General features: G+C 71.5%; 24 protein-coding genes. 14 read left to right on the top strand and 10 right to left on the bottom strand.

What is annotated here, in order from left to right; genetic code table 11:
- Positions 1 to 106 precede the first annotated feature (106 nt).
- Complete coding sequence (locus tag BCL76_RS39790) at positions 107 to 1369, top strand: transglycosylase family protein (RefSeq protein ID WP_258309715.1); 1263 nt, start codon at positions 107 to 109, stop codon at positions 1367 to 1369.
- Between the two features lie 111 nt (positions 1370 to 1480).
- On the opposite strand, the gene BCL76_RS15775 is transcribed toward BCL76_RS39790, so the two are convergent.
- The 3 genes from BCL76_RS15775 to BCL76_RS15785 all read right to left on the bottom strand — a co-directional run bounded on the left by BCL76_RS15775 (position 1481) and on the right by BCL76_RS15785 (position 4840).
- A complete protein-coding gene (locus tag BCL76_RS15775; RefSeq protein ID WP_258309716.1) occupies positions 1481 to 3163 on the bottom strand; it encodes a transporter in 1683 nt (560 codons plus the stop codon).
- Entirely contained in the window at positions 3160 to 4002 is an 843-nt protein-coding gene (locus tag BCL76_RS15780; RefSeq protein WP_109780121.1) for an ABC transporter ATP-binding protein, read from the bottom strand. Before BCL76_RS15780 ends, BCL76_RS15775 begins: the two co-directional genes overlap by 4 nt.
- A gap of 157 nt (positions 4003 to 4159) precedes the next feature.
- Positions 4160 to 4840 carry a bifunctional DNA primase/polymerase gene (locus BCL76_RS15785; RefSeq protein WP_030774076.1) on the bottom strand — a complete coding sequence of 227 codons (681 nt, stop codon included), beginning with the start codon at positions 4838 to 4840 and terminating at the stop codon, positions 4160 to 4162.
- A 222-nt stretch (positions 4841 to 5062) separates the two neighbouring features.
- On the opposite strand from BCL76_RS15785, the gene BCL76_RS15790 reads away from it, so the two are divergent.
- Positions 5063 to 6442 carry a transcriptional regulator gene (locus BCL76_RS15790; protein ID WP_109780122.1) on the top strand — a complete coding sequence of 460 codons (1380 nt, stop codon included), beginning with the start codon at positions 5063 to 5065 and terminating at the stop codon, positions 6440 to 6442.
- A 130-nt stretch (positions 6443 to 6572) separates the two neighbouring features.
- On the top strand, positions 6573 to 7946 hold the full coding sequence (locus tag BCL76_RS15795) for a hypothetical protein (RefSeq protein WP_109780123.1): 1374 nt from the start codon (positions 6573 to 6575) through the stop codon (positions 7944 to 7946).
- Positions 7947 to 8034: 88 nt separating this feature from the next.
- Here BCL76_RS15795 and BCL76_RS15800 read toward each other — a convergent pair whose 3' ends face one another.
- Complete coding sequence (locus BCL76_RS15800) at positions 8035 to 9324, bottom strand: ABC transporter substrate-binding protein (RefSeq protein ID WP_109780318.1); 1290 nt, start codon at positions 9322 to 9324, stop codon at positions 8035 to 8037.
- A gap of 195 nt (positions 9325 to 9519) precedes the next feature.
- Here BCL76_RS15800 and BCL76_RS15805 point away from each other — a divergent pair, with 195 nt between their 5' ends.
- The gene (locus tag BCL76_RS15805) at positions 9520 to 9966 is read left to right on the top strand and encodes an SCO4402 family protein (protein ID WP_030774087.1); all 447 of its coding nucleotides are present in this window, start codon (positions 9520 to 9522) and stop codon (positions 9964 to 9966) included.
- Between the two features lie 14 nt (positions 9967 to 9980).
- Positions 9981 to 10859 (top strand): formyltetrahydrofolate deformylase, encoded by an 879-nt coding sequence (gene purU, locus BCL76_RS15810; protein ID WP_030774090.1) that lies wholly within the window; start codon positions 9981 to 9983, stop codon positions 10857 to 10859.
- 254 nt (positions 10860 to 11113) lie between these two features.
- On the opposite strand, the gene BCL76_RS15815 is transcribed toward purU, so the two are convergent.
- The gene (locus tag BCL76_RS15815) at positions 11114 to 11632 is read right to left on the bottom strand and encodes an EF-hand domain-containing protein (protein WP_030774093.1); all 519 of its coding nucleotides are present in this window, start codon (positions 11630 to 11632) and stop codon (positions 11114 to 11116) included.
- Positions 11633 to 11934: 302 nt separating this feature from the next.
- Here BCL76_RS15815 and BCL76_RS15820 point away from each other — a divergent pair, with 302 nt between their 5' ends.
- Together BCL76_RS15820 and BCL76_RS15825 are read left to right on the top strand one after the other, a co-directional pair.
- The gene (locus tag BCL76_RS15820; RefSeq protein ID WP_030012852.1) at positions 11935 to 12498 is read left to right on the top strand and encodes a sigma-70 family RNA polymerase sigma factor; all 564 of its coding nucleotides are present in this window, start codon (positions 11935 to 11937) and stop codon (positions 12496 to 12498) included.
- A complete protein-coding gene (locus tag BCL76_RS15825; protein ID WP_109780124.1) occupies positions 12495 to 13811 on the top strand; it encodes a zf-HC2 domain-containing protein in 1317 nt (438 codons plus the stop codon). The genes BCL76_RS15820 and BCL76_RS15825 overlap by 4 nt, the downstream gene beginning before the upstream one ends.
- Positions 13812 to 14246: 435 nt before the next feature.
- Here BCL76_RS15825 and BCL76_RS40500 read toward each other — a convergent pair whose 3' ends face one another.
- Both BCL76_RS40500 and BCL76_RS38975 read right to left on the bottom strand, forming a co-directional pair.
- Positions 14247 to 14582: a hypothetical protein gene (locus BCL76_RS40500; protein ID WP_375137922.1), complete on the bottom strand. Its 336-nt coding sequence runs from the start codon at positions 14580 to 14582 to the stop codon at positions 14247 to 14249.
- Positions 14575 to 14730: a hypothetical protein gene (locus BCL76_RS38975; protein WP_181382571.1), complete on the bottom strand. Its 156-nt coding sequence runs from the start codon at positions 14728 to 14730 to the stop codon at positions 14575 to 14577. The genes BCL76_RS40500 and BCL76_RS38975 overlap by 8 nt, the downstream gene beginning before the upstream one ends.
- A 140-nt stretch (positions 14731 to 14870) precedes the next feature.
- Here BCL76_RS38975 and BCL76_RS15840 point away from each other — a divergent pair, with 140 nt between their 5' ends.
- On the top strand, positions 14871 to 15632 hold the full coding sequence (locus tag BCL76_RS15840; protein ID WP_109780125.1) for a transcriptional regulator: 762 nt from the start codon (positions 14871 to 14873) through the stop codon (positions 15630 to 15632).
- On the top strand, positions 15619 to 16086 hold the full coding sequence (locus BCL76_RS15845; RefSeq protein WP_109780126.1) for an NUDIX hydrolase: 468 nt from the start codon (positions 15619 to 15621) through the stop codon (positions 16084 to 16086). Before BCL76_RS15840 ends, BCL76_RS15845 begins: the two co-directional genes overlap by 14 nt.
- Positions 16087 to 16141: 55 nt before the next feature.
- Here BCL76_RS15845 and BCL76_RS15850 read toward each other — a convergent pair whose 3' ends face one another.
- A complete protein-coding gene (locus BCL76_RS15850; RefSeq protein ID WP_109780127.1) occupies positions 16142 to 16525 on the bottom strand; it encodes a hypothetical protein in 384 nt (127 codons plus the stop codon).
- A 505-nt stretch (positions 16526 to 17030) separates the two neighbouring features.
- Entirely contained in the window at positions 17031 to 18668 is a 1638-nt protein-coding gene (locus BCL76_RS15855; RefSeq protein ID WP_258309718.1) for a class I adenylate-forming enzyme family protein, read from the bottom strand.
- A 145-nt stretch (positions 18669 to 18813) separates the two neighbouring features.
- Between BCL76_RS15855 and BCL76_RS15860 the strand changes: the two genes are divergently transcribed.
- The 4 genes from BCL76_RS15860 to BCL76_RS15875 all read left to right on the top strand — a co-directional run bounded on the left by BCL76_RS15860 (position 18814) and on the right by BCL76_RS15875 (position 22987).
- Positions 18814 to 20019, top strand: a complete 1206-nt coding sequence (locus BCL76_RS15860; RefSeq protein WP_109780128.1) for an amidohydrolase family protein — start codon at positions 18814 to 18816, stop codon at positions 20017 to 20019.
- The gene (locus BCL76_RS15865; RefSeq protein ID WP_109780129.1) at positions 20019 to 21176 is read left to right on the top strand and encodes an acyl-CoA dehydrogenase; all 1158 of its coding nucleotides are present in this window, start codon (positions 20019 to 20021) and stop codon (positions 21174 to 21176) included. The genes BCL76_RS15860 and BCL76_RS15865 overlap by 1 nt, the downstream gene beginning before the upstream one ends.
- A gap of 5 nt (positions 21177 to 21181) precedes the next feature.
- Complete coding sequence (locus tag BCL76_RS15870) at positions 21182 to 22078, top strand: acyl-CoA dehydrogenase family protein (protein WP_109780130.1); 897 nt, start codon at positions 21182 to 21184, stop codon at positions 22076 to 22078.
- 432 nt (positions 22079 to 22510) lie between these two features.
- Positions 22511 to 22987, top strand: a complete 477-nt coding sequence (locus tag BCL76_RS15875) for an ATP-binding protein (RefSeq protein WP_258309719.1) — start codon at positions 22511 to 22513, stop codon at positions 22985 to 22987.
- A gap of 212 nt (positions 22988 to 23199) precedes the next feature.
- On the opposite strand, the gene BCL76_RS15880 is transcribed toward BCL76_RS15875, so the two are convergent.
- Positions 23200 to 23817 carry a TOPRIM nucleotidyl transferase/hydrolase domain-containing protein gene (locus tag BCL76_RS15880; RefSeq protein WP_109780131.1) on the bottom strand — a complete coding sequence of 206 codons (618 nt, stop codon included), beginning with the start codon at positions 23815 to 23817 and terminating at the stop codon, positions 23200 to 23202.
- A 3-nt stretch (positions 23818 to 23820) separates the two neighbouring features.
- Here BCL76_RS15880 and BCL76_RS15885 point away from each other — a divergent pair, with 3 nt between their 5' ends.
- The gene (locus BCL76_RS15885) at positions 23821 to 24006 is read left to right on the top strand and encodes a hypothetical protein (RefSeq protein ID WP_109780132.1); all 186 of its coding nucleotides are present in this window, start codon (positions 23821 to 23823) and stop codon (positions 24004 to 24006) included.
- Positions 24007 to 24047 lie beyond the last annotated feature (41 nt).

The raw sequence follows: 24047 nt of genomic DNA on the forward strand, positions 1-24047 counted from the left end.
TGATCGCCGCCTGAGCACACCCCACCGCCCGGTCCCCACCGGCCGGGCGGTGGGGTGTGCCGCGCCCCACGCCGACTCCCGCACCTGCCGCCCGAAGGACACGTCCATGCGCTCCGCCGTCGCCCGCCAGAAGTCCGCGCTCGCCGCCACCGCCACCGCCCTCCTCGCCCTCGCAGCCCCGCTCCTCACCGGCACCGAAGCCTCGGCCGCCTCTGTCTCGACGTGGGACAAGGTCGCCCAGTGCGAGGCCGGCGGCAACTGGAGCATCAACACCGGCAACGGCTACTACGGCGGTCTCCAGATCTCGATGTCGACCTGGCGCGCCTTCGGCGGTACGCAGTACGCCTCCCGCCCCGACCAGGCGACGAAGCAGCAGCAGATCCTGACGGGCGAGAAGATCCTGGCGGGCCAGGGTCAGGGTGCCTGGCCCTCCTGCGGTGCAGCGGCCGGCCTCGGCGCCGACCGTGCGAACCCGTACCCCACCGCCCCCTCCTACCCGGACCCGGCCTCGCTGCCTGCCGGGACGCTGGTGAAGTCGCCGAACGGCGCGGCCGTGAAGGTGATGATCTCCGGGGCGGGCATCCCGGTGGCGTCCTCCGACGTCACGCCCGGCCACTACGACCTGAGCAAGATCGTGCTCGTGGACAACGCGGCGTTCAACGGCCTGCCGAGCGCGCCCCCGGCCGGCACGGTGGTCCACGACCAGGCGGGCGGTGCCAATCGCTACGTGGTGGTCGACGGTGCGGCGCTGCTGATCTCCGCGGCCGACTGGACGGCGGACGGCTACAACATCCGTGCCGACATGGGCGTTCCGACCGCCTGGCTGCAGGACGCCGCCCGCCGCACCATCACCAACGGCCGCGTGGTCATGGACCAGTCGGGCAGCGACCCGGCCCGCTTCGTGATGGTCAACGGCTCCGCGCTGCACATCTCGGCCGCCGAGTGGACGGCGAACGGCTACGACACCCGCTCGCTGATGGGCGTTCCGACCGACTGGCTGAAGGCGGCCGGCACCCGCCAGGTGCCGAACGGCACCGTCGTCAAGGACGCCTCGGGCGCCGACGCCAGCGTGTACGTCATGGCGGGCGGCGTGGCCGTTCCGCTGACCTACGCCGACTTCACGGGCCTCGGCCACGACAAGCGTCCGCTGGAGGGGGCCCCGGGCGAGTGGCTGACGGCGGCCGCCGCCAAGGCCGCCCCCGCCGACGGCACCATGCTGCTGTCGCCGGAGAGCAACACCGTCTGGCAGGTCACCGGCGGCAAGAAGAAGGCCCTGACCGCCGACGCCTTCGGCCCCGGCAAGCTGAGCTTCGACGACGTGGTCAGCGTCCCGACCGCCTTCACCGCGAAGCTCCCGACCGCGGTCTGAGCCGGCCTCCACACGAAGGCTCGCCTCCACACGAAAACGGGCCGGCCTCCGCTCCTCACAGGAGCGGAGGCCGGCCCGCCGTGCGTTCGGGCCCGTACGGCATCGACCGGGTCAGCCCTTGCTGACCGCCCACAGGATCTCGGGAAGCTGCCGTGCCACCTTCGGGGCCGCGAGCCGCAGGCCCGCCCAGGAGGCCAGCACACCCCAGACCACACCCAGCGGGAGCACGATCCAGGAGAGGTCCTGGTGACCACCCACCTTGAGCCAGATCGTCAGGGCGATGACCGGGGCGGAGATCACCGCCGAGACCAGCAGCCCGCCGAAGATGCCCGCCCAGGCGAGCCCGCCCTGCCCGGGAGCGACGTTCTTGAAGGCGCCGTCCGACGGGATCGAGTACGGGAAGCGGGCCGAGGCCAGGGCTCCCGTGCAGAGCATCGAGCCCAGCAGGCCCAGGGCCAGGCCGGTGGCCGCCGGGAGGGCGGACCAGTCACCGATGATCGCGGCCGTGATCGCCGTGACCAGGACCGTGTACGGGACGGTGACCAGGGCCAGCGCGGCGGCCCGCGCCCGCAGCTCCACATACGCGTCACGCGTGGAGGAGATGGTCTGCGCGACCATCCAGAAGGCGGAGGTGTCCTGGCCGAACTGGTTGTACATCTGCATGCCGAGCATGCCCGCGCCGAAACAGCCGAGGTAGACGGATCCCGCGCCCTGGAGGGCGTTGAAGACCGGGACGATCAGGCCGATCGCCAGCGCGGTCACCCAGCCCGCCTTGGTCTTCGGGTCCCGGACCGCGTAGCGCAGCGTGCGCTGCATGGCCGCGCCCGTCCGGCCGGCGGGCAGCAGGGACCACACGCCGCCCGCCCCGCGGTCCTTCATCGGCTTGGCCGCGGCGATGGTCGAGCCGTCCGGGGTGACCATCAGCTTGGTCAGGCTCCGCTCCCAGAACCACAGGAGGCCGGCCACGGCGGCCAGGGTCAGGGCCAGTTGGGCGGCCGCGGCCCCGTACGCGCCCTCGCTCGCCGAGTCCACCATGCCGACGGCGGTCACCGGCGGCACCCAGCGCAGTACGGCCTCGACGGGCTCCAGGGAGGCCAGGCCGCCCGCCTGGAACAGGCTCTGGCTCGCGAAGTTGGTCAGCTGCCCGCCCACGGCGATCAGCAGGCCGCTGAGCACGGCCAGGTCGCGCCCCTTGCGGCTGGACAGCAGCCGCACGTTGGCCGTGGCCATGGCCCGCGCGAGGGTCACACAGCCGAGGACCAGCAGGGGCGCTGCCACCACGGCCGCCACCGCGCCGGCGGCGCCACGTGCGACGGCCAGGACCGAGCCGACGGCCAGGCACAGCGTGAACAGCGGCCCGATGCCGATCAGCGAGGAGGCGAGAAGAGCCTGTACGAGCGGACGCGGGCGCAGCGGCAGCATCACCAGCCGGCTCGGGTCGAGGGTCTCGTCCCCGGTGGGGAAGAACAGCGGCATGAAGGTCCAGCCGAGGGCCAGGACGGCGGCCAGCATGACGACGACGGTGCCCGCGTGGGCGTTCCCGTGCAGCAGGGCCAGGCCCAGCGTCACGAAGAAGCCGACGACCAGGGCGAGGGCGAGCGTGGAGAAGTAGGCGGCCTTGCGCTTCGAGGAGCCCTTCAGGCCGTTGCGCAGCAGCGACAGCTTGAGGCGGACGAAGATCGGGGTCAGCGGGACCGACGGGACGGACGAGGCGGCGACGGCCCCGGTCGACCCGGTGACGGCGGCGGTCACCGTGCCGGCCGGGCCGGCGGCGGGGTTGGCGGGCGAGGTCATCGCGATCCCGCCCCGGAGCCGCCGCCGAGCCACTCCAGCGACTCCCCGGCCGCGTCGCGCCCGTGGGCGCCGACCAGTTCGAGGAAGGCGGCCTGCAGCGAGGGCGCGGAGCCCCGTACGTCGGCCAGCGGGCCCGCGGCGCGGATCCGGCCGGCGGCCATCACGGCCACCCAGTCGCACAGCGACTCGACGAGCTCCATCACGTGGGAGGAGAAGATGACGGTGGCACCGGAGGCCGTGTAGCGCTCCAGCACCCCGCGGATGGTCTGCGCCGACACCGGGTCGACGCCCTCGAACGGCTCGTCCAGGAAGAGCACTTCGGGGTTGTGCAGCAGGGCGGCCGCCAGGCCGATCTTCTTGCGCATACCGGTCGAGTAGTCGACGACCAGCTTGTGCTGCGAGCCCGCGAGGTCGAGGACGTCCAGCAGCTGCGTCGCCCGCTTGTCGGTCTCCTCGCCCGGCAGCCCGCGCAGCCGGCCCATGTAGCCGAGCAGTTCGCGGCCCGACAGCCGTTCGAAGAGCCGCAGCCCCTCGGGCAGTACGCCGATCCGGGCCTTCACCTCGGTCGGGTCCGCCCACACGTCGTGCCCCGCGACGTGGACCCGCCCCATGTCGGGGCGCAGCAGGCCGGTCACCATCGACAGCGTGGTCGTCTTGCCCGCCCCGTTCGGGCCGACCAGTCCGATGAACTGCCCCGCGGGCAGTTCCAGGTCGATCCCGGCGACGGCCACCTGCTCGCCGAACCGCTTCCACAGACCTTCCACCCGCACGGCGGGCGGCGCGGATCGCGCGCCACCCGTTTCGTACGTCCCACCCGTCGCATCGCCCTGGTCCGGCATGCGCCTGCCTCTCATTACGTCCCCGTTGGTCGTTCCTTCTTCACCATAGGAGGAGGGGGAGAGGCTTGAGCAGTTACTTATGTCATCAGTTTTCGCCCTGATTTCGCAGGTCCGGCGGGCGTGCTCCGGCGGGCGCTCCGGGGTCCGGTCCGGTCCGTCAGCCCTGGCGGCGCTTGCGGTCCGCCGCGGCCTCGCTGCCGCACGCGTACGCCAGCGCGTCGATCAGCTCCTCGGTGTCCGGCAGCCACCGGTTCGCCGGCGTGGGCCGCCGCGCCCACTGGACCGAGCCCCGGCCGCCGAAGCGGGTGGGCGGCGCCGCCACGTACTCGCCCTCGCCCCGCGCCACCAGATCGATCGTGGCGGCCGGCCAGCCCAGCTTGCGCACCAGGTCGGGCACCTTGACGCCGGCACCCGGCAGGACGAAGAACAGCATCCGGTGGTCGGGGGTGAGGGTGACCGGACCGAGGGTGCGCTCCATCCGCTCCAGCCGGGCCAGCGCGAGGAATCCGGCCGATTCGGGCACGTCCAGCGCGTCGAACGTCCGGCCCGTGGGCAGCAGGATCGAGGCCTGCGGGTGCTTCGCCCAGATCCGTCGGACCTGCACCGCGCTACCGGTGGCCTGCGCCGCCCAGTCCTTCACCGCCGGGTGGGCGCCGGGGGCCGGGCAGTCCGCGGCCCCGCAGGAGCACAGCTCGCGGCCGTCCGCGGGCTCCAACCAGGTGCCGGCGAAGACATCCCAGTGCCGTTCTTCCGCGTACCGCACGGCATGGTCCAGCAACTGCTCGCCGCGCTGCTTGGGGATGGGTGCGGTCTCCGTGACTCCGATGGTCTCTTCCACGCCCATCACAACTCCTCGGGTCACCCGGGGTTACGGGCGTAAACCAAGGGGCGGGCGGAGCATCGATCCTGCATACGGGGCGCACTGATGCACGCGTGGGGGCGCGTAGGAGGCCGGGGCGCCGGAGTTGGGTAGCGACACGACGCAGAGCGGAAGATTCTCCGCACTTCAGGCGGGAAGTGATCATTCCAACGGATCACCCGCGGTCAGCAGGGGGTTTTCATGGCAGCCAGGCCTCTCGTCGCCCGCCAGCCGAACGAACGGCTGCAGGCGCTCATCCAGGAAGCCGGGTGCTCCAACGCCGGGCTCGCCCGGCGCGTGAACATGTGCGGGGCCGAGCACGGCCTCGATCTCCGCTACGACAAGACCTCCGTGGCCCGGTGGTTGCGCGGCCAGCAGCCCCGCGGCCGGGCTCCCGGAATCATCGCCGAGGCGCTCGGGCGCAAACTGGGCCGGACCGTCACCATCGACGAGATCGGCATGGCCAACGGCAAGAACCTCGCCTCCGGCGTCGGCCTGCAGTTCTCCCCGACCGTCATCGGCGCCATCGAGCAGGTCTGCGAGCTGTGGCGCAGCGACGTCGGCCGCCGCGACTTCCTCGCCGGCTCCAGCGTGGCCGCCTCGGCGCTCGTGGAGCCGAGCCGGGACTGGCTGATCACCGGGGCCGACACCCAGGTCGCCCGCAGCGGCGGCTCGCGCGTCGGCATGCCGGACGTGGAGGCGGTCCGCGCCACCACCGAGGCCCTCAAGGACCTCGACCACCGCTTCGGCAGCGGGCACGTCCGGCCGGTGGTCGTGCACTACCTCAACTCGGTGGTGTCCGGGCTGATCGGCGGCTCGTACCGGGAGCCCGTCGGGCGGGCCCTGTTCGCGGCGGTGGCCCGGCTGACGGAGCTGGCCGGCTACATGGCGGTGGACACGGGCCAGCCGGGCCTGGCCCAGCGTTACTACATCCAGGCGCTGCGCCTCGCCCAGGCGGCCGGGGACCGGGCGTACGGGGGCTACGTCCTCGCGGCGTCCATGAGCCACCTCGCCGCCGAACTGGGCAACCCGCGGGAGATCGCGCAGCTGGCCCGGGCCGCCCAGGAGGGGACGCGCGGGCAGGTCACCCCGCGGGTCGAGGCCATGTTCTACGCGGCCGAGGCGCGCGGGCACGCCCTGCTCGGGGACACCCGGGCGACGGCGGTGCTGTCGGGGCGGGCGGTGAGCGCGCTGGAGCGGGCGGAGCCGGAGTCGGGCGACGACCCGGTGTGGATCCGCCACTTCGACGCGGCGTACCTCGCGGACGAGCTGGCGCACTGCCACCGCGACCTGGGTCAGGCGGACGCGGCGGCCAGGCGGGCGGAGGAGGCCCTGCGGGGCCTTCCGGCGGGCAAGGCACGCCGCCGGGCCATCGGGCTGCTGCTGCTGGCGGCGGCGCAGGTGCAGCAGCGGGAGGTGGAACAGGCCTGTCTGACGGCGACGCAGGCGGCGGAACTGCTGGAGGGGCTCCGCTCGAACCGGGGCGTGGAGTACCTGGACGACTTCCGGACGCGGCTGGAGCCGTACCGGGAGGAGGCGGCGGTGCGGGAGTTCGCGGCGCGGCTGGAGGTGACGGCGTAGCGGCGGCGGTCGGAGCCCCGCCCCGGACCCCGGTGGGACGGGGTTCGGGGTGCTCTCACGGTGGCGGTGCGTGACGGGGTAGCGTGACCGACGGTTCCGTAGGGTCGGGCGAGTCGGAGAAGGAGTCCCGGTGACGCAGAACGGACAAGGGGGCGCCCCCCAGCCGGGTGGCCCGTGGGGTCCGGACCAGGCGTCCGGGTATCCGGCGTACCCGGAGCAGCAGGCGCACCAACAGGAGCAGCCGCCGTACCCGGAGCAGCAGCAGTATCCGGAGCAGCAGCAGGCGCACCAGCAGCAGGCGCCGCAGGAGTCGCAGCAGCAGTCGCCGCCCGGGGCCGCGTACGGATATCCGCAGGCCTATCCCGGCCCGGGGGCCACGCCGGGTCATGTGGTGGGGCCGGGCTACGAGGGTCCGGGGGATCCGCACGGCTACGGCTACCCCCCGCTGCCCGAGGCCGCGACGCAGTACATCCCGCCGGTCCCGGCCGCTCCCGGGCACGACGAGGCGGCCACCCAGTACATCCCGCCCGTCCCGGCGGCCGCCGGGCACGACGAGGCCGCGACGCAGTACATCGCGCCGGTGCCGGCCGCTCCCGCCCACGAGGAGGCGGCGACCCAGTTCATCCCGCCGGTCCCCGCCGCTCCTGCCGACGGGTTCGACGGGCTCTTCCGGGGCGACGACTCCGCCGGGCACACGCAGCACCTGGCGCCCGTCCAGGAGCCGGTGCTGCGCCAACCGCCGCCGCGCCCCCATCCGCAGCGCCCGCAGCAGCCCCAGTACCAGCAGCAGCCGCCACAGCATCAGCAGCCCCAGTACCAGCAGCCGCACCCGCAGCAGCAGTACGCGCCGCCTCCGCCGCCGCCGGAGGCCGGGCGCAAGGTCTCGCCCGCGATCATCGCCGCGGTGGTCATCGGTCTGGCCGTCGTCGGGCTCGGCGTCGGTTCGCTGCTCGCCGACGGCAAGCCGCAGAACAACGACCCGGGCGCGGTGGCAGCCGCCCCGACCGCGAGCGGCGGTTCCGCGGCGCCCGGCGGCGAGGCCCCGGTCGATCCGGCCCGCCCCCAGGCCGTCCAGCTGGACAAGCTCCTTGCGGACAGCAACGACAGCCGGGCCGCGGTGATCAAGGCCGTGGAGGACATCAAGGGCTGCAGCAACCTCGACCAGGCGGCCGCCGACCTGCGCGACGCGGCCCGCCAGCGCGAGGAGCTCGTCACCCGCCTCCAGGAGCTGAAGGTGGACCAGCTCCCGGACCACGCGAAGCTGTCCGCGTCCCTGACCAAGGCCTGGCAGTCCTCGGCGGACGCCGACGACAGCTACGCGGCCTGGGCGGACGACGTGGACGACGACAAGTGCAAGGACGGCAAGGCCAAGTCCACCAAGAACGCCAGTGACGGCAACCGGTCGAGCGGCGAGGCGACGAAGGCCAAGGAGTCCGCCGCGACCATGTGGAACGCGATCGCCGGCAAGTACGGCCTCACCAAGCGCGACAAGTCCCAGCTCTGAGCCGGGTCCCGGGCCCCTGAACGGGCCCGGGCCCGGGTCCGGGCCAGGAGTCCGGGCCAGGGATCCAGGCCGGGGATCCGGGCCGGCGTCAGGCCGTGGGCGGGGCCGTCACCAGGGTCGGGGTCATGTCCAGGGACCGCTCACCGGGCTGTGCCACGAGCCGCCCGGCCTGGACGATCTGGAAGGTGACCTGGCCGTTGACGATGCGGGGGAAGCCGGCGACGGCGCGCATGTCCTGGTAGCGCCAGCTCAGGTTCGGGGTGAGACCGCCGGTGTTGACCGGCTGCGACTCGTTCAGGGCGCGCTTGACCTTGTGGCCGGTGACCTCCTCGCCCTCCTTGAAGCGCTTGAGGATCTCGCTGAGCACGGTGTACGCGATCCAGGTGGTCTGCGCCCCGCTGTCGTCGGGGTCGACGGTGTCGTCGCCGAAGGCGAAGTCGGAGACCACCTTCCGCATGGGCTCCCAGAGCGGATCGGCGGCCACCGGGTACCAGCTGGTCAGGTAGGCGCCCTCGAAGGGGCTCTCCTTGCCGCCCGTGCGGTCCACCAGGGACTGGCTGACGCTGCCCAGGACGGAGGAGATCTGCGGCTTCTTGCGCTGGGCGTCGGTCCGGCGGAAGGCGTCGAAGAAGGTCTCGGTGCGCTCGCCGAGGACGGCGGTGACGCAGCCCTTCTCCTTCTCCTTCTCCTTGCCGGTGCCGCTGGTGTGCGCGAGGGCCTCGCGGGCCTCGGGTCCGAAGTCCGCGGAGTCCTCGGCGGCCCGGATGTCGGAGGCGTCCGCCATCTTGTTGGCCCGCAGTCCGGCGTTGAGCAGGACCGGGAGGGTGTCGCCCGCGAGGGTGTCGGGGCGGACCAGGGCGACTTGGTTGCAGGCGCGCCCCAGCTGGTGGCCGGCGCCGGCGATCAGGACGGGCTGGCCGCCGTTGACCGGGTAGGACAGGGGGGACTGGAACTCCTCGGAGGAGACTCCGTAGCCCCCGATGAAGGGGATGCCCTCCGCCTCCAGCGGTGCCATGAAGGCGCGGCCGTGCTGACTGTAGGAGCCGACGACGGCGACGGCCTTCTCGGCGACGGCCTTGCGGGCGCAGTCGGCGGCGCCGGAGGCCGTGTTTTTCTCGTTGCAGGTCAGTACGCGAAGTTTGCGACCGTTGATCCCGCCCTTGGAGTTCACCCAGCGCTCGTACGCCTTGGCCATGCCGGTCATCCCGGGCATGTTCGTCGCCTTGGTGTCCTCCGGCGCGAAGGTCAGGACGGTGACGGTGTCCCCGGAGCCCCCCGAGCCCCCGGGGAGTGCCCCGCACCCGGCGATGAGACACATACCCAGCGCCGTGGCCGCGAGGGTGCGGGAGACGGATACGGCGCGTCGCGAGTTGGTCATGTCCATGCACCATTCCGCCCCACCGGTAACTGTCGAGTGAGATGGACACAACATCGGGTGACGTCCAGGTGAATTGCGGGGGTGCGGGCCTTGTGGGCGCTTCAAGATCGCGCTGACCAGGAACGTACGATCGCAGGCGTGACATTCGCCCAAGGTTCGAAGAACCCTTCCCGACGCGGTGGCCGCTCCTCCACCATGGGCGGCATGCCCCTCAACGACATGCCGTGGTGGCGCTGGCGCAGCAACGTGCGTTCGGCGCTGCACATGCTTTCCGACCCGGTCTTCCACGAGGACACCTGGCTGACCGGTGACGAGGCCTACGGCGACATCACCGACGCCGTGTACCGGCTCGTCGAGGACACCTGGCTCGACAGCTGGTCCGCCGAGAAGTACGTCGGCACGATCTTCCGCGACTCGCAGGAGGCGGCCGTCGTCGACCTCGCCGTGCTGCGGGTGCTCCGCATCCTCCACCAGGTCGGGCCCGACGCCCCCGTCTCCGCCTACCTGGAGCATCACGCGTGGCCCGAGGCGGTGCGTGCCGCGCGGGAGGCCCACGTACGGCTGGCGGAGGCCGACGGGGACGACCCCGACGTGCGACCCACGTCGCTCGATGCGTTGAAGATCCTCACCCGCGCGGTGTGAAAGGCTGTGCGGTCATGAGCGACCCGCACACCGAGGCCCAGGCCCAGCCCCAGTACGTCCTGACCATGTCCTGCCCCGACAAGCAGGGCATCGTGCATGCCGTGTCGAGTTACCTCTTCATGACCGGATGCAACATCGTGGACAGCCAGCAGTTCGGAGACCGGGAGACCGGACTCTTCTTCATGCGGGTGCACTTCGAGGCCGAGCCCCCGGTGACGGTCGAGAAGCTGCGCGCCAGCTTCGCCGCGATCGGCGACTCGTTCAAGATGGACTGGCAGATCCACCGCTCCGAGGAGCGCATGCGGATCATCCTCATGGTGTCCAAGTTCGGGCACTGCCTGAACGACCTGCTGTTCCGTTCGAGCATCGGCGCCCTGCCGGTCGAGATCGCGGCCGTGGTCTCCAACCACACCGACTTCGCCGAACTGGTCGGCTCCTACGACATCCCGTTCGTGCACATCCCCGTCACGAAGGACACGAAGGCGGAGGCGGAGGCGCAGCTGCTGGAGCTGGTGCGCGCCGAGAACGTCGACCTGGTCGTCCTGGCGCGCTACATGCAGGTGCTCTCGGACAAGCTGTGCACCGAACTGAGCGGGCGGATCATCAACATCCACCACTCGTTCCTGCCGAGCTTCAAGGGCGCGAAGCCGTACCACCAGGCGCACGCGCGAGGTGTGAAGCTGATCGGCGCGACCGCGCACTACGTGACGGCGAACCTCGACGAGGGGCCGATCATCGAGCAGGAGGTCGAGCGGGTGGGCCACGAGGTGACGCCGGACCAGCTGGTGGCGATCGGCCGGGACGTGGAGTGCCAGGCGCTCGCGCGCGCGGTGAAGTGGCACAGCGAACACCGCGTACTCCTGAACGGCGCCCGCACGGTCGTCTTCGCGTAACGAACACGGCCCGGCACATTGAGCTCCGCCGGGCGAGTTCAGCGCCTGCGGATTCAGCCTGGCCGCGCCCGTTCAGCCCCGCCGGCGTTTGAGGCGCGGGGTCCGGCGCAGCGCCCCGGGAAGCCGGGCCGCAGGGGCCCGCTACCGGTGTGAGCCGCAGTGGGCCTGCGCAGCCCGGCTGCTGGGGGCGCCGCCCCCAGACCCCCGCGCCTCGAACGCCGGCGGGGCTGGATGCGCCGAGCACGCCGCAGGCGCTACGCGTCGGGGGCCTCCACCCCGCAGTAGCCCGCGAAGGCCGCCAGGATCTCGTCCTCCGAGATACGGCCGTCGCTGTCCGCGTCCAGGGCGGCCGCCACCTCGGTGGCCAGCTCCGGGGCGGTGCCCAGGACGCGCAGGACCCGGGCCGCGTTCGGCGGCGTCGCGCCGCCGCCGTCCTCGTCCGCCACCGCGATCACGGCCCGCAGGAACGGCCGCGCGATCTCCGCGAACCGCTCCGGGTTGTCGCGCAGCCGCTTCGCGGCCCCGGTGATGAACTCCTCGCGGGACACCCGCTGGTCCCCGTCGACGTCCGCGATGCCGGCCATGCCCTGCCAGAAGGCCTCGGCGCCCGCGAAGACGGCCTGGCCCTTGTCCGACCGGGCGGTGGTACCGAATTCGGCCAGGACGGCCTTCGCGGCAGCGCTGAAGTCCTCCCGGTCGATATAGCCGGACCCGTCCTGGTCGAAGGTGGCGAATCGGGCGGCGATCTTGCGCTCGTATTCTGCGCTGTCCATATTCGGCGTTCCGCCTTCACGTGTGCAGTGGGGTTCCAATCAAGACAAGGCAGGAGCGTAAGGCCTACGTGGCCTGTGCGTTAAGCGAAGTCGTCAAGGAGGCGGCCGCATCGAACCCGCGCACGGGGAGCGCGGTGGGGCGCGTACACCTGTCCCCATGTGCCGTCACCCGTACCACCGTTCACGCCCTGCCACGCACCTATCACGCAGGGCGCACTTCCGGGGTGAGGTTCTTCCAAAACAGGCGCGATACGCCATGTGCCCACTACATTCGATGCGTCGACACACGGCTGGGGGCATTCATGCCGAAGGACGCACCACCGCGCTGGGACCGTCGCATGCAACAGCGACTGGCCCGTGGCGAGGCCGCCGCGCTCGGGGAGCTGTACGACCGCTTCGCCTCGCTCGTGCACAGCCTGGCGCACCGGGTGCTGGGCGACGAGAAGGCGGCGGACCGGATCACCCGAGAGGTCTTCGGGTACATCTGGGAGAACCCGGACGCCTACGACCCCAAGCAGGGCTCCATGCGCTCCTGGGTCGCCCGGATCACCCAGGGCCAGGCGGTGGCCCGGCTGCGCCAGGCCGAGCTGGGCCGGGGGTCCCGCGAGGAGCTGGAGCAGAAGGTGCGCACCGCCAACGCGGCCGCCCGCGCCGACTACATCGTCACCTCGATGCCCGCGCCCCTGCGGGCCGCGCTGGAACTCGCGTACTTCAAGCGGCGCGACTACCGGCAGGCCGCCGCCGACCTGCAGATCAGCGAGGACGAGGCGCGGCGCAGGCTGCGACTCGGACTGCAGTTGCTGTCGACCGCCAATGCCCTCCCGCAGGAGGAAACCGCCCGGTCCGGATATGGAACACCTCGATGAACGGCCCTCCCCAGTCGCCCGATGACGGATACGAGCGTCTCGGCGGGCAGGCGCGGATACCCGGTCCGCGCGGGGCCGCCGACGACCTCGACCCGGGGCACGCGCCGCGGTCGATGCCGCCGCTGCCCGCGATGCCGCAGGCTCCGATGCCGCTGCCCCCGCTGCCCCCGCTGCCATCGACGCCGGCCGAGCTGCCGCCGGTCGCGCCGCCTCCGCCCTCCCACGCCGTGCTGAAGTCCCTGCTCGGGGCGTGGGCACTGGCGGCCTGCTCGGCCGAGGAGACCCAGGCGGTCGAGGACCACCTCACCGAGTGCGCGCCCTGCGCGGAGGAGGCCCTGCGCCTGCGCGACGCGGTGGGGCTGTTGCACCCGGAGGAGAACCTCGACCTGAAACCGCTGCTGCGCTCGCGCGTCCTGGAGGACTGCCTGGGCAAGCGGCCGGCCCGCATCCCGGTGCCGGTGTGGGCGAGTCCGTACGACACCGAGACCGCGCGGCTCGACGCGCTGCTGCAGGACTTCGGGGACTCGGAATGGCACACCCCGGTACGGCTCAAGTGGTTCGAGGAGGAACGCCGCCGGTCGCAGCGGACCACGGTGGCTGGCGTGATCGGCCATCTGCTGACGGTCGACGGGCTGATCGCCTCGGCGCTCGGGCTCGACGACCCGCTGGGACCGGACGCGCCGAAGGGCGGTCCGACGGTGCGGACGGAGCACTTCTGGGGCGCGTCGGTGAACCCGATCACGCGGCAGGTCCGCGACCCATGGCGGGAGCAGGGCCACACGCTGGTCCGTACGGTCTCCTTCGCCGGCCGGGGAGTCGCCGAGCTGGCCGTGGACTACGGCGGCTTCGCCCTGCCGCTCGGCGACGCGTTCCTGGAACGGGCCTTCGAGTGCTGGGTGCACGCGTGGGACATTGCGGAGGCGGTGGACTACCCGTACGAGCCGCCGTCCGGGCCGCACCTGCACGGGATGATCGACCTGGCGGCGCGACTCCTGCCGAGCGCGCTGGCGCAGCGTAGGCGCGCGGGCCTGGCCGCCCCGGCGCGGGGCCTGGTCGCGGCGGGTGCGCCCGGGCGGACCCTGCACCTGGAGATCGAGGGCGCGGGCGGCGGAGGCTGGGACATCGCGCTGGACTCGCCGGGAGCGAAACCGTCACCGGAACGCACGGTGGCGGAGATCGCCTTGGACGGCATCGAGTTCTGCCAACTGGCCGCCGGGCACATCTCCCCGGAGGAGGCGGCGGTGGGCCAACACGGCGACCGCGAGGCGATCCGCGACGTCCTGTTCGCGGCGGCGTCCCTGAGCAGGCTGTAGGGGGCGCGGTACGGGGCCATGCCCGGACGGGGCCATCAGCCCCGCGCCCCCCTACCCCCGCCAGGGTGCCGGTCGCCCGGGGTCGGGAGGCGCGGGGGTGGCTTCGGGGTGCGGGATCCACTGGACCGGCATCAGGGAGGGGTATGGGGGTTTCCCGTCAGTCCCATCGTCCCTCCGTGTCGAGCCGGTCCCTCAAGGGCGCTCCCTTCGGTCGCGTCGCTACGCGATGTCGCTGCGCTCCACCCTTGACCGACCGTCCCGCCCCGGAGAAACGAAAGACTGCCGAGAAGCCCCCAAAAGAACGAGCCGCTCGAAGGTACGAAGGACGGGGACATCACAGAACCCCGGACCGGGTCGGGCGCAGGCGACGATCCCGAGACGGGCCCGTAAGAGACCCATGCCGGTGGCGCCGGGGCGCACCAGATCGCTACACGCTCAGCACGTCTCAGCGCCCGACGCCCGCCCTGGGCCGGGCATAAGCCGCCCACGCTCCGTGGGCCATTCTCGACGACTGCGCCCGACGACCGTTGGGGGCTGATCACGAAGCGGGTCGGAGAGCTCTTGGCCGGCGGGTTGGATGTTGGAGACCGACGTGGTGATTTCACGGCCGGACGCGACCCGGATGTAGGCCAGCTCCGTCCAGTGCTCGGTGGTCGAGTCCGAGACGTTCTCGTTGATCACGGCCATCAGTTCCCCCTCGACGCCGGAAGCGAGATCGCGTACCCGGCGACGCAGGAGTCCGTGCGGCACGTAGGAGTAGTGCTCACTCATCGGTGGTTCCCTCAAGGGTGCCGAGGAAGCGCTCCCAGCCGACCAAGGCGCGGTCGAGGAGGTCCGCACTCGGCTGCCCCGGAACGGTCGCTATGGCCGTAGCAGTTTCGACCGTGTCGACGCTGAGGCACTCAAGGTGCTGCCGCATATGGATCACTCCTCCGTGCTGCGTGTGACATGCGTCGATGCTCCTGCCCTCGTCCGGGCGTTGCTACTGCATTCACGGGACGTTCGGGACGTATCGGCAGTACGGTTCGTTCCGTTCCTGACGGGTCGTGGAGGCGAACCATGAATCACGCGCTGCGCCAGGCGATGGCAAATGCCAAGATGACTGAAGCGCACCTCGCAGAAGCATGCGAGGTAGATGTGAAGACGGTCGGTCGATGGATCACCGAGCCGAACCGCGTGCCTCATGCTCGCCATCGTTGGGCGGCCTGTGAGGCGTTAGGGGAGGAGGAGGCAGCTTTGTGGCCAAGCGCCGTACGGTCGGCAGTCACCACCGGGCCGGACCGAGAGATAGTCCAGGTCTTCCCCTATCGCTCGGCCGCGCCGGCGAGCTTGTGGAAGTCCCTCGTGACAAAGACGCAGAGCGAGTTGGTGTTTGCCGGATACACCAACTATTTCCTTTGGCTGGAGCAGGCGAACCTGGCCAGTGCGCTGCGGCGCAAGGCTGGGGGAGGCTGCCGCGTGCGGTTCCTGATCGGCGATCCGGACAGTCCGGTCACTGCGGCGCGAGAGGCTGAGGAAGGTGTGCCGCTGACGCTGTCCACTCGTATCGCTGTCACGCTGAACGAGCTGGAGAAGCTGCGCGACGTCAGTGGTATCGAGGGTCGGTTCGAGACCGGGCATGTCAATCTCTCCGTGTTCAGGTTCGACGACGAGATGATCGTTACCCCGATCCTGGCTCGTAGGGTCGGCCACGATTCGCCGATGATGCACTTGCGGCGCAAGCAGGCGGACGGGATGTTCGATCGATTCGCCGCTCACGTCGAAGAGCTGTGGAGCCGGGGGCGCGACATCCGGGAGGCGGAGCAGCATGCCCCGACGTGACTACGAGGACGACCCCGACGCCCCCGCGGCAAACAGCCTGGTACCGGCGGCTTCGGCGATCGTTGTCGATGACGACGGCCGGGTGTTGCTGCAGCGACGCACGGACAACGGCAAGTGGGCTCTGCCTGGTGGCAAGATGGAGCTGGGCGAGAGCATCGGCGACTGCGCGGTCCGGGAGACCCTTGAGGAGACCGGTATCGCGGTTGAGGTCGTGGGGATCGTCGGCACGTATACGAACCCGGGACATGTCTTCGCCTATGACGACGGAGAGGTGCGGCAGGAATTCTCGATCTGCTTTCTCGCCCGTCCTACGGGGGGAAGCCTCCAGACGTCCGACGAGTCGCACGAGGTGGCGTGGTTCACGCCCGAGGCCACGAACGATCTGCAGATGGTGCCCAGCATCCGCAAACGCCTCACCGACTGGCGTTCCGGTCACGGCCCCGTCGTTCGCTGACCCTCTCGAGCGAGTTTGCTGTCCACGTTCCCTGCGGACGTGGGGCGCCTCAGCCCTACCGCTTGTGGAGTGGGTCGGGTGTCGGCCCGTAGTCCGTTTCGTGGTCCTTGGTCAGTGCGGCTAGGAGAACGGGGTCGGAATGGACCTGCGCCGTGTGCTGCCATGCGATGAGCATCTGTACGACGGATGCGTAGTGGCCGGTCGCATCTGTGGCGCGCATGGTGTCGATCAGTTCGGCAGCGAAGGCATGGACATCCGCCTCTGGAAGAAAGCGGACCCAGGGAAATACGCTTCGCAGCAAGTCGAAGGCCAGTTCCGTGCTGCCGCGCTCACCTGTGGCCAGGGCCGCAGCCATGGCCTGGGTAGCGGCGGAGACAACGCTAGGCGGCGGCAGCTGTGGTCCTTCTTCCGGCCTGGCGGCGGTGTTCTCGGCACTCATAGCGTTGAAAGTACTTTCGATCCCCTCGCCCGTGCCATCACCCGTAGGGGGAGAGTCTCCGGGGCGCTCGCAGACGTGTGATCGAGAAGCGCGTAGAGGTCGCCGGCGGCCTATGTCCAGCCCAGGGCGGGCGTCGGGCGCTGAGACGTGCTGAGCGTGTGGCGATCTGGTGCGCCCCGGCGTCACCGGGATGGGTCTTTATGAACCCGTCTCGGGATCGTCGCCCACGCCCGACCCGGTCCGGGCTTCTGTGATCGCCCCGTCCTTCGTACCTTCGACCGGCTCGTTCTTTTGGGGGCTTCTCGGCAGTCTTTCGTTTCTCCGGGGCGGGACGGTCGGTCAAGGGTGGAGCGCAGCGACATCGCGAAGCGACGCGACGAAGGAGCGCCCTTGAGGGACCGTCCCGCCCCGGAGGGACGATGGGACTGACGGGAAACCCCCATACCCTCCCTGATGCCGGTCCAGTGGATCCTGCACCCCCCGACTCGGCTCCCCGCCCCGCAGGTCACGCGTAGCGCTCGCGCAGCTTGTACTTCAGGACCTTGCGCAAGGCCTCGTTGCGGGGGAGGGCGTCCAGGAGTTCCAGTTGTTCCGGCAGTTTGTGGGTGGCCAGGCCTTGGGTGCGGAGGTAGGTCGTCAGCTGGGGGAGGGTGAGGGGGGCTGCCCCCTCGGGTTGTTCGACGACCGCGCAGACGCGTTCGCCGCGGGTCGGGTCAGGGAGGCCGATGACGGCCACGTCCGTGATGCCCGGGAGCTGGTGGAGGAGGTCCTCGATCTCCTTCGCCGAGATGTTCTCGCCCTTGCGGATGATGACGTCCTTGCTGCGGCCGGTGAGCACCAGGTAGCCGTCCTCGGTCAGGTGGCCGAGGTCGCCCGTGACCAGGTAGCCGTCGGGGTCGAAGACCTCCGTCGACTCGTCGCCGTTCAGGTAGCCCTGGCAGACGGCCTCGCCCCGGAGCCGGACCTCGCCGTCGGTGTTCGGGGGGAGTTCGGTGCCGTCCGGTGCGGTGATGCGGATGGACATGCCTGCCGGGGGCCGGCCCTCGGTGGTGGCGAGGTTCTCGGCTGTGTCGTCCGGGGCGCCCATGGTGATCATCGGGACCTCGGTCATGCCGTAGCCGTGGGTCAGTTGGCAGCCCAGCTCCCGTACGACGGCGTGGTAGATCTCCGGAGGCTTGGGGGCGCCGCCGCCCGCCAGGAGGCGCAGGGTGGGGATCAGCGGGATGTCCGGGGTCTTGCGCTGCTCGGTGAGGAACATGGAGTAGAAGGCCGTCGATCCGCCGGCCACGGTGACCCCGTGGCGGCGGTACCCGTCGAGTGCGTCGGGCATCGCGAACTTCTCGAAGAGGACGGCGGGGAAGCCGTAGAGGAGCAGCATCACCAGGTAGTCCGGGCCGCCTATGTGCGCGTACGGGAAGGCGATGGAGCCGACGTCGGACGGGCCCAGGCGCAGGGCGTGGGCGAGGCAGGAGCCGCCCGCGATCAGGGAGCGGTCGGTGTGCAGGACGCCCTTGGGGTCGGAGGTGGTGCCGGAGGTCCAGTAGATCCAGCGGACGGAGGTGCCGTCCGTGGGAGGCGGGGGCAGGACCGCGGGGTCGCCGTCGGGGAGGGTCGCGTAGGCCTCGAAGGTGCCGCGCGCACCGAGGCGGGCGGCCATGGCGGTGTGGTCGACGCCGCGCCAGGTGCCGGGGACGGCGAAGTACTCGGCCTTGGACTCGCGGAGCGCGAAGCCGACCTCGCGGTCCCGGTAGAAGGGGATGACGGGGGTCTGGACGGCGCCGACGCGGGCGAGGGCGGCGGAGAGCAGCACGGTCTCGATGCGGGTGGGGAGCTGCCAGGCGACGACGGTGCCGGGGCGTACGCCCATGTCGTGCAGGCCAGCGGCGACGCGTTCGGCACGGTCGCGCAGTTCGCCGAAGGTGAGCCGGCGGTCGTGTGCAAGGTCGTGCGCAAGGTCGTGTGCGAGGTCGGGTGCGGGGGCGTCCGCCGGGGCGTGTGCCGGGGCGTCCGCCGGGTCGTGTGCGAGGGCTTCCGTGGCCTCGACGAGGGCGGTGGTGTCCGGGGTCAGTGCGGCCCGGCGGGAGATCAGTTCCCACAGGGTGCGGGACCGGCCCAGCTCGGTCGCGGTCGTGGTGTCCGTCATCCCGGATCTCCCCTTGGCCGAAACTTCAACTGACGGATAGTCAGATCTGGCGCAGAGCGTAGAGCGCCGACGCTTGTCGGTCCAGGGGTGGCGGGGCTAGCTTGTTTCTGACGATCCATCAGATCGATGCATTGGGGAGACTGCCATGGAACTGGGACTGCCTCGGATCATCAGCGTCGACGACCACGTGATCGAACCCGCGCACCTGTTCGACGTCTGGCTGCCCGCCAAATACCGCGATCGTGGACCCAAGGCACTCACCGCCGGCATCGGGGAGCTCGCCTACACCGGCGGCAAGTACGTCATCACCATGGATCCCGACGGCCCGCCGACCGACTGGTGGATCTACGAGGACCTGAAGTTCCCGTACAAGCGCAACATCGCCGCCGTCGGCTTCGACCGCGACGACATGACCCTGGAGGGCATCACCCGCGAGGAGATGCGCCGCGGCTGCTGGGATCCCAAGGCGCGCCTCGCCGACATGGACCTCAACCACGTCGAGGCCTCGCTGTGCTTCCCGACCTTCCCGCGCTTCTGCGGGCAGACCTTCGCCGAGGCCCACGACAAGGAGGTCGCCCTCGCCTGCGTGCGCGCCTACAACGACTGGATGGTCGAGGAGTGGTGCGGCGACAGCGGCGGCCGGCTGATCCCGCTGTGCATCATCCCGCTGTGGGACATCGACCTGGCGGTGGCGGAGATCCGACGCAACGCGGCCCGCGGGGTGAAGGCCGTCACCTTCTCCGAGATCCCCACCCACCTCGGGCTCCCCTCCATCCACACCGGCTACTGGGACCCCTTCTTCGCCGCCTGCCAGGAGACCGGCACGGTGGTCAACATGCACATCGGGTCCAGTTCCCAGATGCCTGCCGCCTCCCCCGACGCACCCCCCGCCGTCCAGGCCTCGCTGAGCTTCAACAACGCGATGGCCTCGATGATGGACTTCCTCTTCAGCGGCGTCCTCGTCAAGTTCCCGACGCTCAAGCTCGCCTACAGCGAGGGCCAGATGGGCTGGATCCCCTACGCCTTGGAACGCGCCGACGACGTCTGGGAGGAGCACCGCGCCTGGGGCGGGGTCCGCGACCTGATCCCCGAGCCGCCGTCCACGTACTACTACCGGCAGATGTTCTGCTGCTTCTTCCGCGACAAGCACGGGATCGCCTCCCTCGACGTCGTCGGACGCGACAACGCCACCTTCGAGACCGACTACCCGCACGTGGACTCGACCTTCCCGCACACCAAGGAGGTCGCCCTCGACCACGTGAAGGGCCTCGACGACGAGACGATCTACAAGCTCATGCGCGGCAACGCCATCCGCATGCTCGGCCTCGACCTGGACAGGAGCCGCCGCTGATGGACCTGACCTACACCGAGGAGGAGCAGGACTTCCGGGCCCGGCTGCGCGAATGGCTCGCCAAGGTGCTTCCCGAGCTGCCCGCCAGGCCGTCCCCCGACGACTGGCCGGGCCGGCGCGCCTACGACGCCGGCTGGCAGCGCAGGCTGTACGAGGCCGGGTACGCGGGCCTGCACTGGCCCGTGGACGCGGGCGGCCGCGGGGCCACCCCGACCCAGCACCTGATCTTCCTGGAGGAGACCGAGCGCGCCGGAGCCCCGTACGTCGGCGCGAACTTTGTCGGGCTGCTGCACGCCGGCCCGACGATCGCCGCCGAGGGCACGGCGCAGCAGCGGGCGCGCTGGCTGCCGCCCGTCCTGCGCGGCGACGAGGTGTGGTGCCAGGGGTTCAGCGAGCCGGAGGCCGGCTCCGACCTGGCCTCCCTGCGGACGCGAGCCGTGCGCGACGGTGACGACTACGTGATCACCGGGTCGAAGATCTGGACCTCGCACGCGGAGGTCGCCGACTGGTGCGAGCTGCTGGTGCGCACCGATCCCGCCGCGCCCAAGCACCGGGGGATCTCCTGGCTGGCCATGCCGATGGACGCGCCGGGGGTGACGGTACGACCGCTGCGCACGCTCGCCGGGTCGACGGAGTTCGCGGAGATGTTCCTCGACGAGGTACGGGTCCCGGTGGGGAACCGGGTCGGCGCGGAGAACGACGGCTGGCGCGTCACGATGGTCACGCTGTCGTTCGAGCGCGGTACCGCCTTCGTCGGCGAGGTCGTCGCCTGCCGCCGGACCCTGGGGGAACTGGCCCGGACGGCGAAGGGCAACGGCCGGTGGGACGATCCGGTGCTGCGGCGCAGGCTGGGACGGCTGTACGGGGAGTTCGGCGCGCTGTGGCGGCTCACCCAGTGGAACGTGAGCGAGGCCGAGCGATCGGCGGGCGGGGTCCCCGGCATCGGTGGCTCGGTCTTCAAGCTCGCCTACTCGCACGCCCGCCAGGAGCTGTACGACACGGCGGCCGAGGTCCTCGGCGCGCAATCCCTGTCCCTGGCGGAGGAGTGGACGCTGGACCGGCTCTCGTCCCTCTCGTACACGATCGCGGCGGGCACCTCGCAGATCCAGCGCAACATCGTCGCCGAGCGGATCCTCGGCCTCCCGAAGGGCCGGTGAGGGGCATGGACTTCCAGCCGACCGAGGACCAGAAGGACCTGCGGGCGGGCGTACGGGACCTGCTGGCGGGCCGGTACGGACGCGAGGCGCTCAGGGCGTCGGTGGACTCGGGCGTGAGCGTGGACCGTGCGCTGTGGCGGGAGCTCGGCGAGGCGGGTTTCTTCGCGCTGCGCCTGCCGGAATCCGAGGGCGGTGTGGGCCTGGGGCTGCCGGAGGCGGTGCTGGTCTTCGAGGAGGCCGGGCGGGCGCTGGTGCCGGGGCCGCTGGTGGCCACGCACCTGGCCGCCGGGGTGGTCCCGGGGGCGGCGGCGGGGACGGCGGTGGTGAGCGCCTTCGACCTGGGCGGGCCGCTGGTGGCCCACCTGGGGGACGCGGACGCGGTGCTGGGGGCGTCCGCGGTACCGGCCGGCGAGCCGGTGCGCTCGGTGGACCCGCTGACTCCGCTGCACCGGGTGGCGGTGGCGGGGGACTCCTCGGCGTACCGGGAGGCGGGGGCGCTGCTGACGGCCGCGCTGCAGGTCGGGAGCGCGCTGCGGACGGTGGAGCTGGCGGTGCGGTACGCGGGCGAGCGCGAGCAGTTCGGCCGGCCGATCGGGGCGTTCCAGGCGGTCAAGCACCTGTGCGCGCGGATGTTGGTGCGGGCGGAGGTGGCCCGTACGGCGGTCTACGCGGCGGCGGTGACGGGGGACGCGGGCGAGGTGGCCGCGGCCAAGCTCCTCGCGGACGAGGCGGCGGTGCGGGGCGCCCGGGACTGCCTTCAGGTGCACGGCGGGATGGGCTTCACCTGGGAGGCGGACGTGCACCTGCACCTGAAGCGGGCCTGGGTCCGGGCCGAGCAGTGGCGGACGGCGGCGCAGGCGGAGGAGGTGCTGGCGCGGGAACTGCTGGGCTCGGCGGGGTAGGCGGGACAGGGGGGACAGGCGTGGCCCGGCGGGACAGGAGGCGGGATAGGCGCGGCCCGGCGGGGTATGTGATCAAGGCAGGGGGCCGGCCGGGGGCCCCGGTGGGCGTAGCTCACGGTGATCTGGAGGCACGGGAAGGACGACGCGGGACGCATGTCCGATTACAGAGAGTTGATATCGGTTTGTGTCCTTCGCCCAACCCCTTGCGGCCCGGAAGCGGGGGCCTGCTCCGGTACGCTCCCACGAATGCGAGCGGTTGAGCGGCGCGAGCGTCGCACAGTATGCACCACGCCCAGTCCTTCGCGCGCGAATATGCCCGAAGCGCTTGTTGTGGTGACTGTACGTCAACCATGCTGCTACGGAAGGGGGTCACAGTCGGTGATCCCGTCCTGTCGCGAGGCGAAGTGTCCGCCGGTTCGGATGGTGTGAGCGGTGCAGGTGCTTCAGGTTCAGCTGGAGGTCGGAGCGGATCCCGCCGAGGTCGGTCGGGCCCGCCGGTGGGCGCGTTCCCGGTTGGCGGGGTCGGGCATAGGGGACGACGAGCCGCTCGCCGAGACGCTGATCCTGCTGATCTCCGAGCTGGTCACGAACGCGGTCGTGCACACGGGCTGTCCGGCCGTGCTGCGGATGCTGTTCGGGGGGCCGGGGGTGCGGGTCGAGGTGGCCGACGCGAGCGATCGGGCGCCGAACCGCCGGCAGGCGTGCGGGGAGGACACGGGCGGGCGCGGCCTGGAGCTGGTCGACGGGCTGGCGGACCGCTGGGGCTGGCAGCGCGAGGGTGCGGGCAAGCGGATCTGGTGCGAGATCGACCGCGCGCAGAAATCGACCTCGGACTGCGCGTCCGAGCGGGGCTCGGACGGCCCGTCGGAATTTCATACCCCGCCCCGGGAACCGCGCGTGTACCTCTAACGAGGTGTTGACGGTTCGTCACATCTTGATCACCCTGGTGTGGAGCGATTCGACGCGAGGGGACGCCAAGGCAGGCCTTGACGAGTGCGGGTCGTGGGGTGGCGGCTGCCGTGCCGCGCTCGGGGCGTGCATGCGCGCCGCCGCCACCCGCAGCACCTGCACGGCCTCCTCCCTCAGGGAGGAGGCCGGACCGGGGTTCACGGGCCGGCGGATCACAGGCTCGCGAGGAGGTCGTCGAGCGGGGCCGGTACCTGGTCGGGGTCGAGGGCCTCGACGAGCAGGCGGCCGTAGCGGATCTTGCGGCCCTTCGTCGTGCCGAGGAACCGCCGCAGCTGCTGCTCCCGGGGCCGATCGCGCTGGGCGGGCTGGCGTACGAAGGTCTGCCAGGAGCGGAAGTCGCCCTCGGCCCGCAGGACGTCCTCGATCCGTGGCGTGCCCAGGGCGCGGATGAGTTCGTCCTCCAGGTCCGCCACGCAGACGAAGAAGCCCTGCCGGGGCGCGCCGGCCCGATCCAGGGCGCGGTCGTAGAAGGGCCGTTCGCGTTCGTCGCTCAGGCCCGTCAGGCGCAGGGCGAGGCCGGGCGGGCCGAGGAGCCCGGTGTAGCGGGCCACGCTCATCGCCCCGCCCATCGGCAGGACGCACACGCCCTCGGCGGCGAGGTCGCGGCCGCGCCGCTCGGCGAGCGCCTCGACGGCCGCGTGGTCGCTGGGCCCTTCCAGCAGCACCGCCGTCCGGACGCCGAGGTGGGCGGCCAGCTCGCGCGCGGTCTCGCCGGCACCGCCGCTCGCCCAGTCGTCGACCGCTTCCCGGAATGCCCGCATGTCCGCCATGGGGTGAGTCTGCGCCTCCACGGATGCCGGGACACGGAATTTTCGGCAGCGCTCGGCTCCTGGCTCGGCCGGTTCGTCCTGGAGCAGATGCTCGTACCCGAGGAACTCGTCCTGGCCTCGCGCCGGCTGCGCGCCCGCGCGCCGCACGGGCCGTCGACCGAGCTGTCGGCGGCTCCCCGTAGGGACTGAGCCGCGCGCGGGGGCGACCCACGGGCGGTGGCGTCGCGACG

Source organism: Streptomyces sp. CG 926, from assembly GCF_003148825.1.
GTDB lineage: Bacteria > Actinomycetota > Actinomycetes > Streptomycetales > Streptomycetaceae > Streptomyces.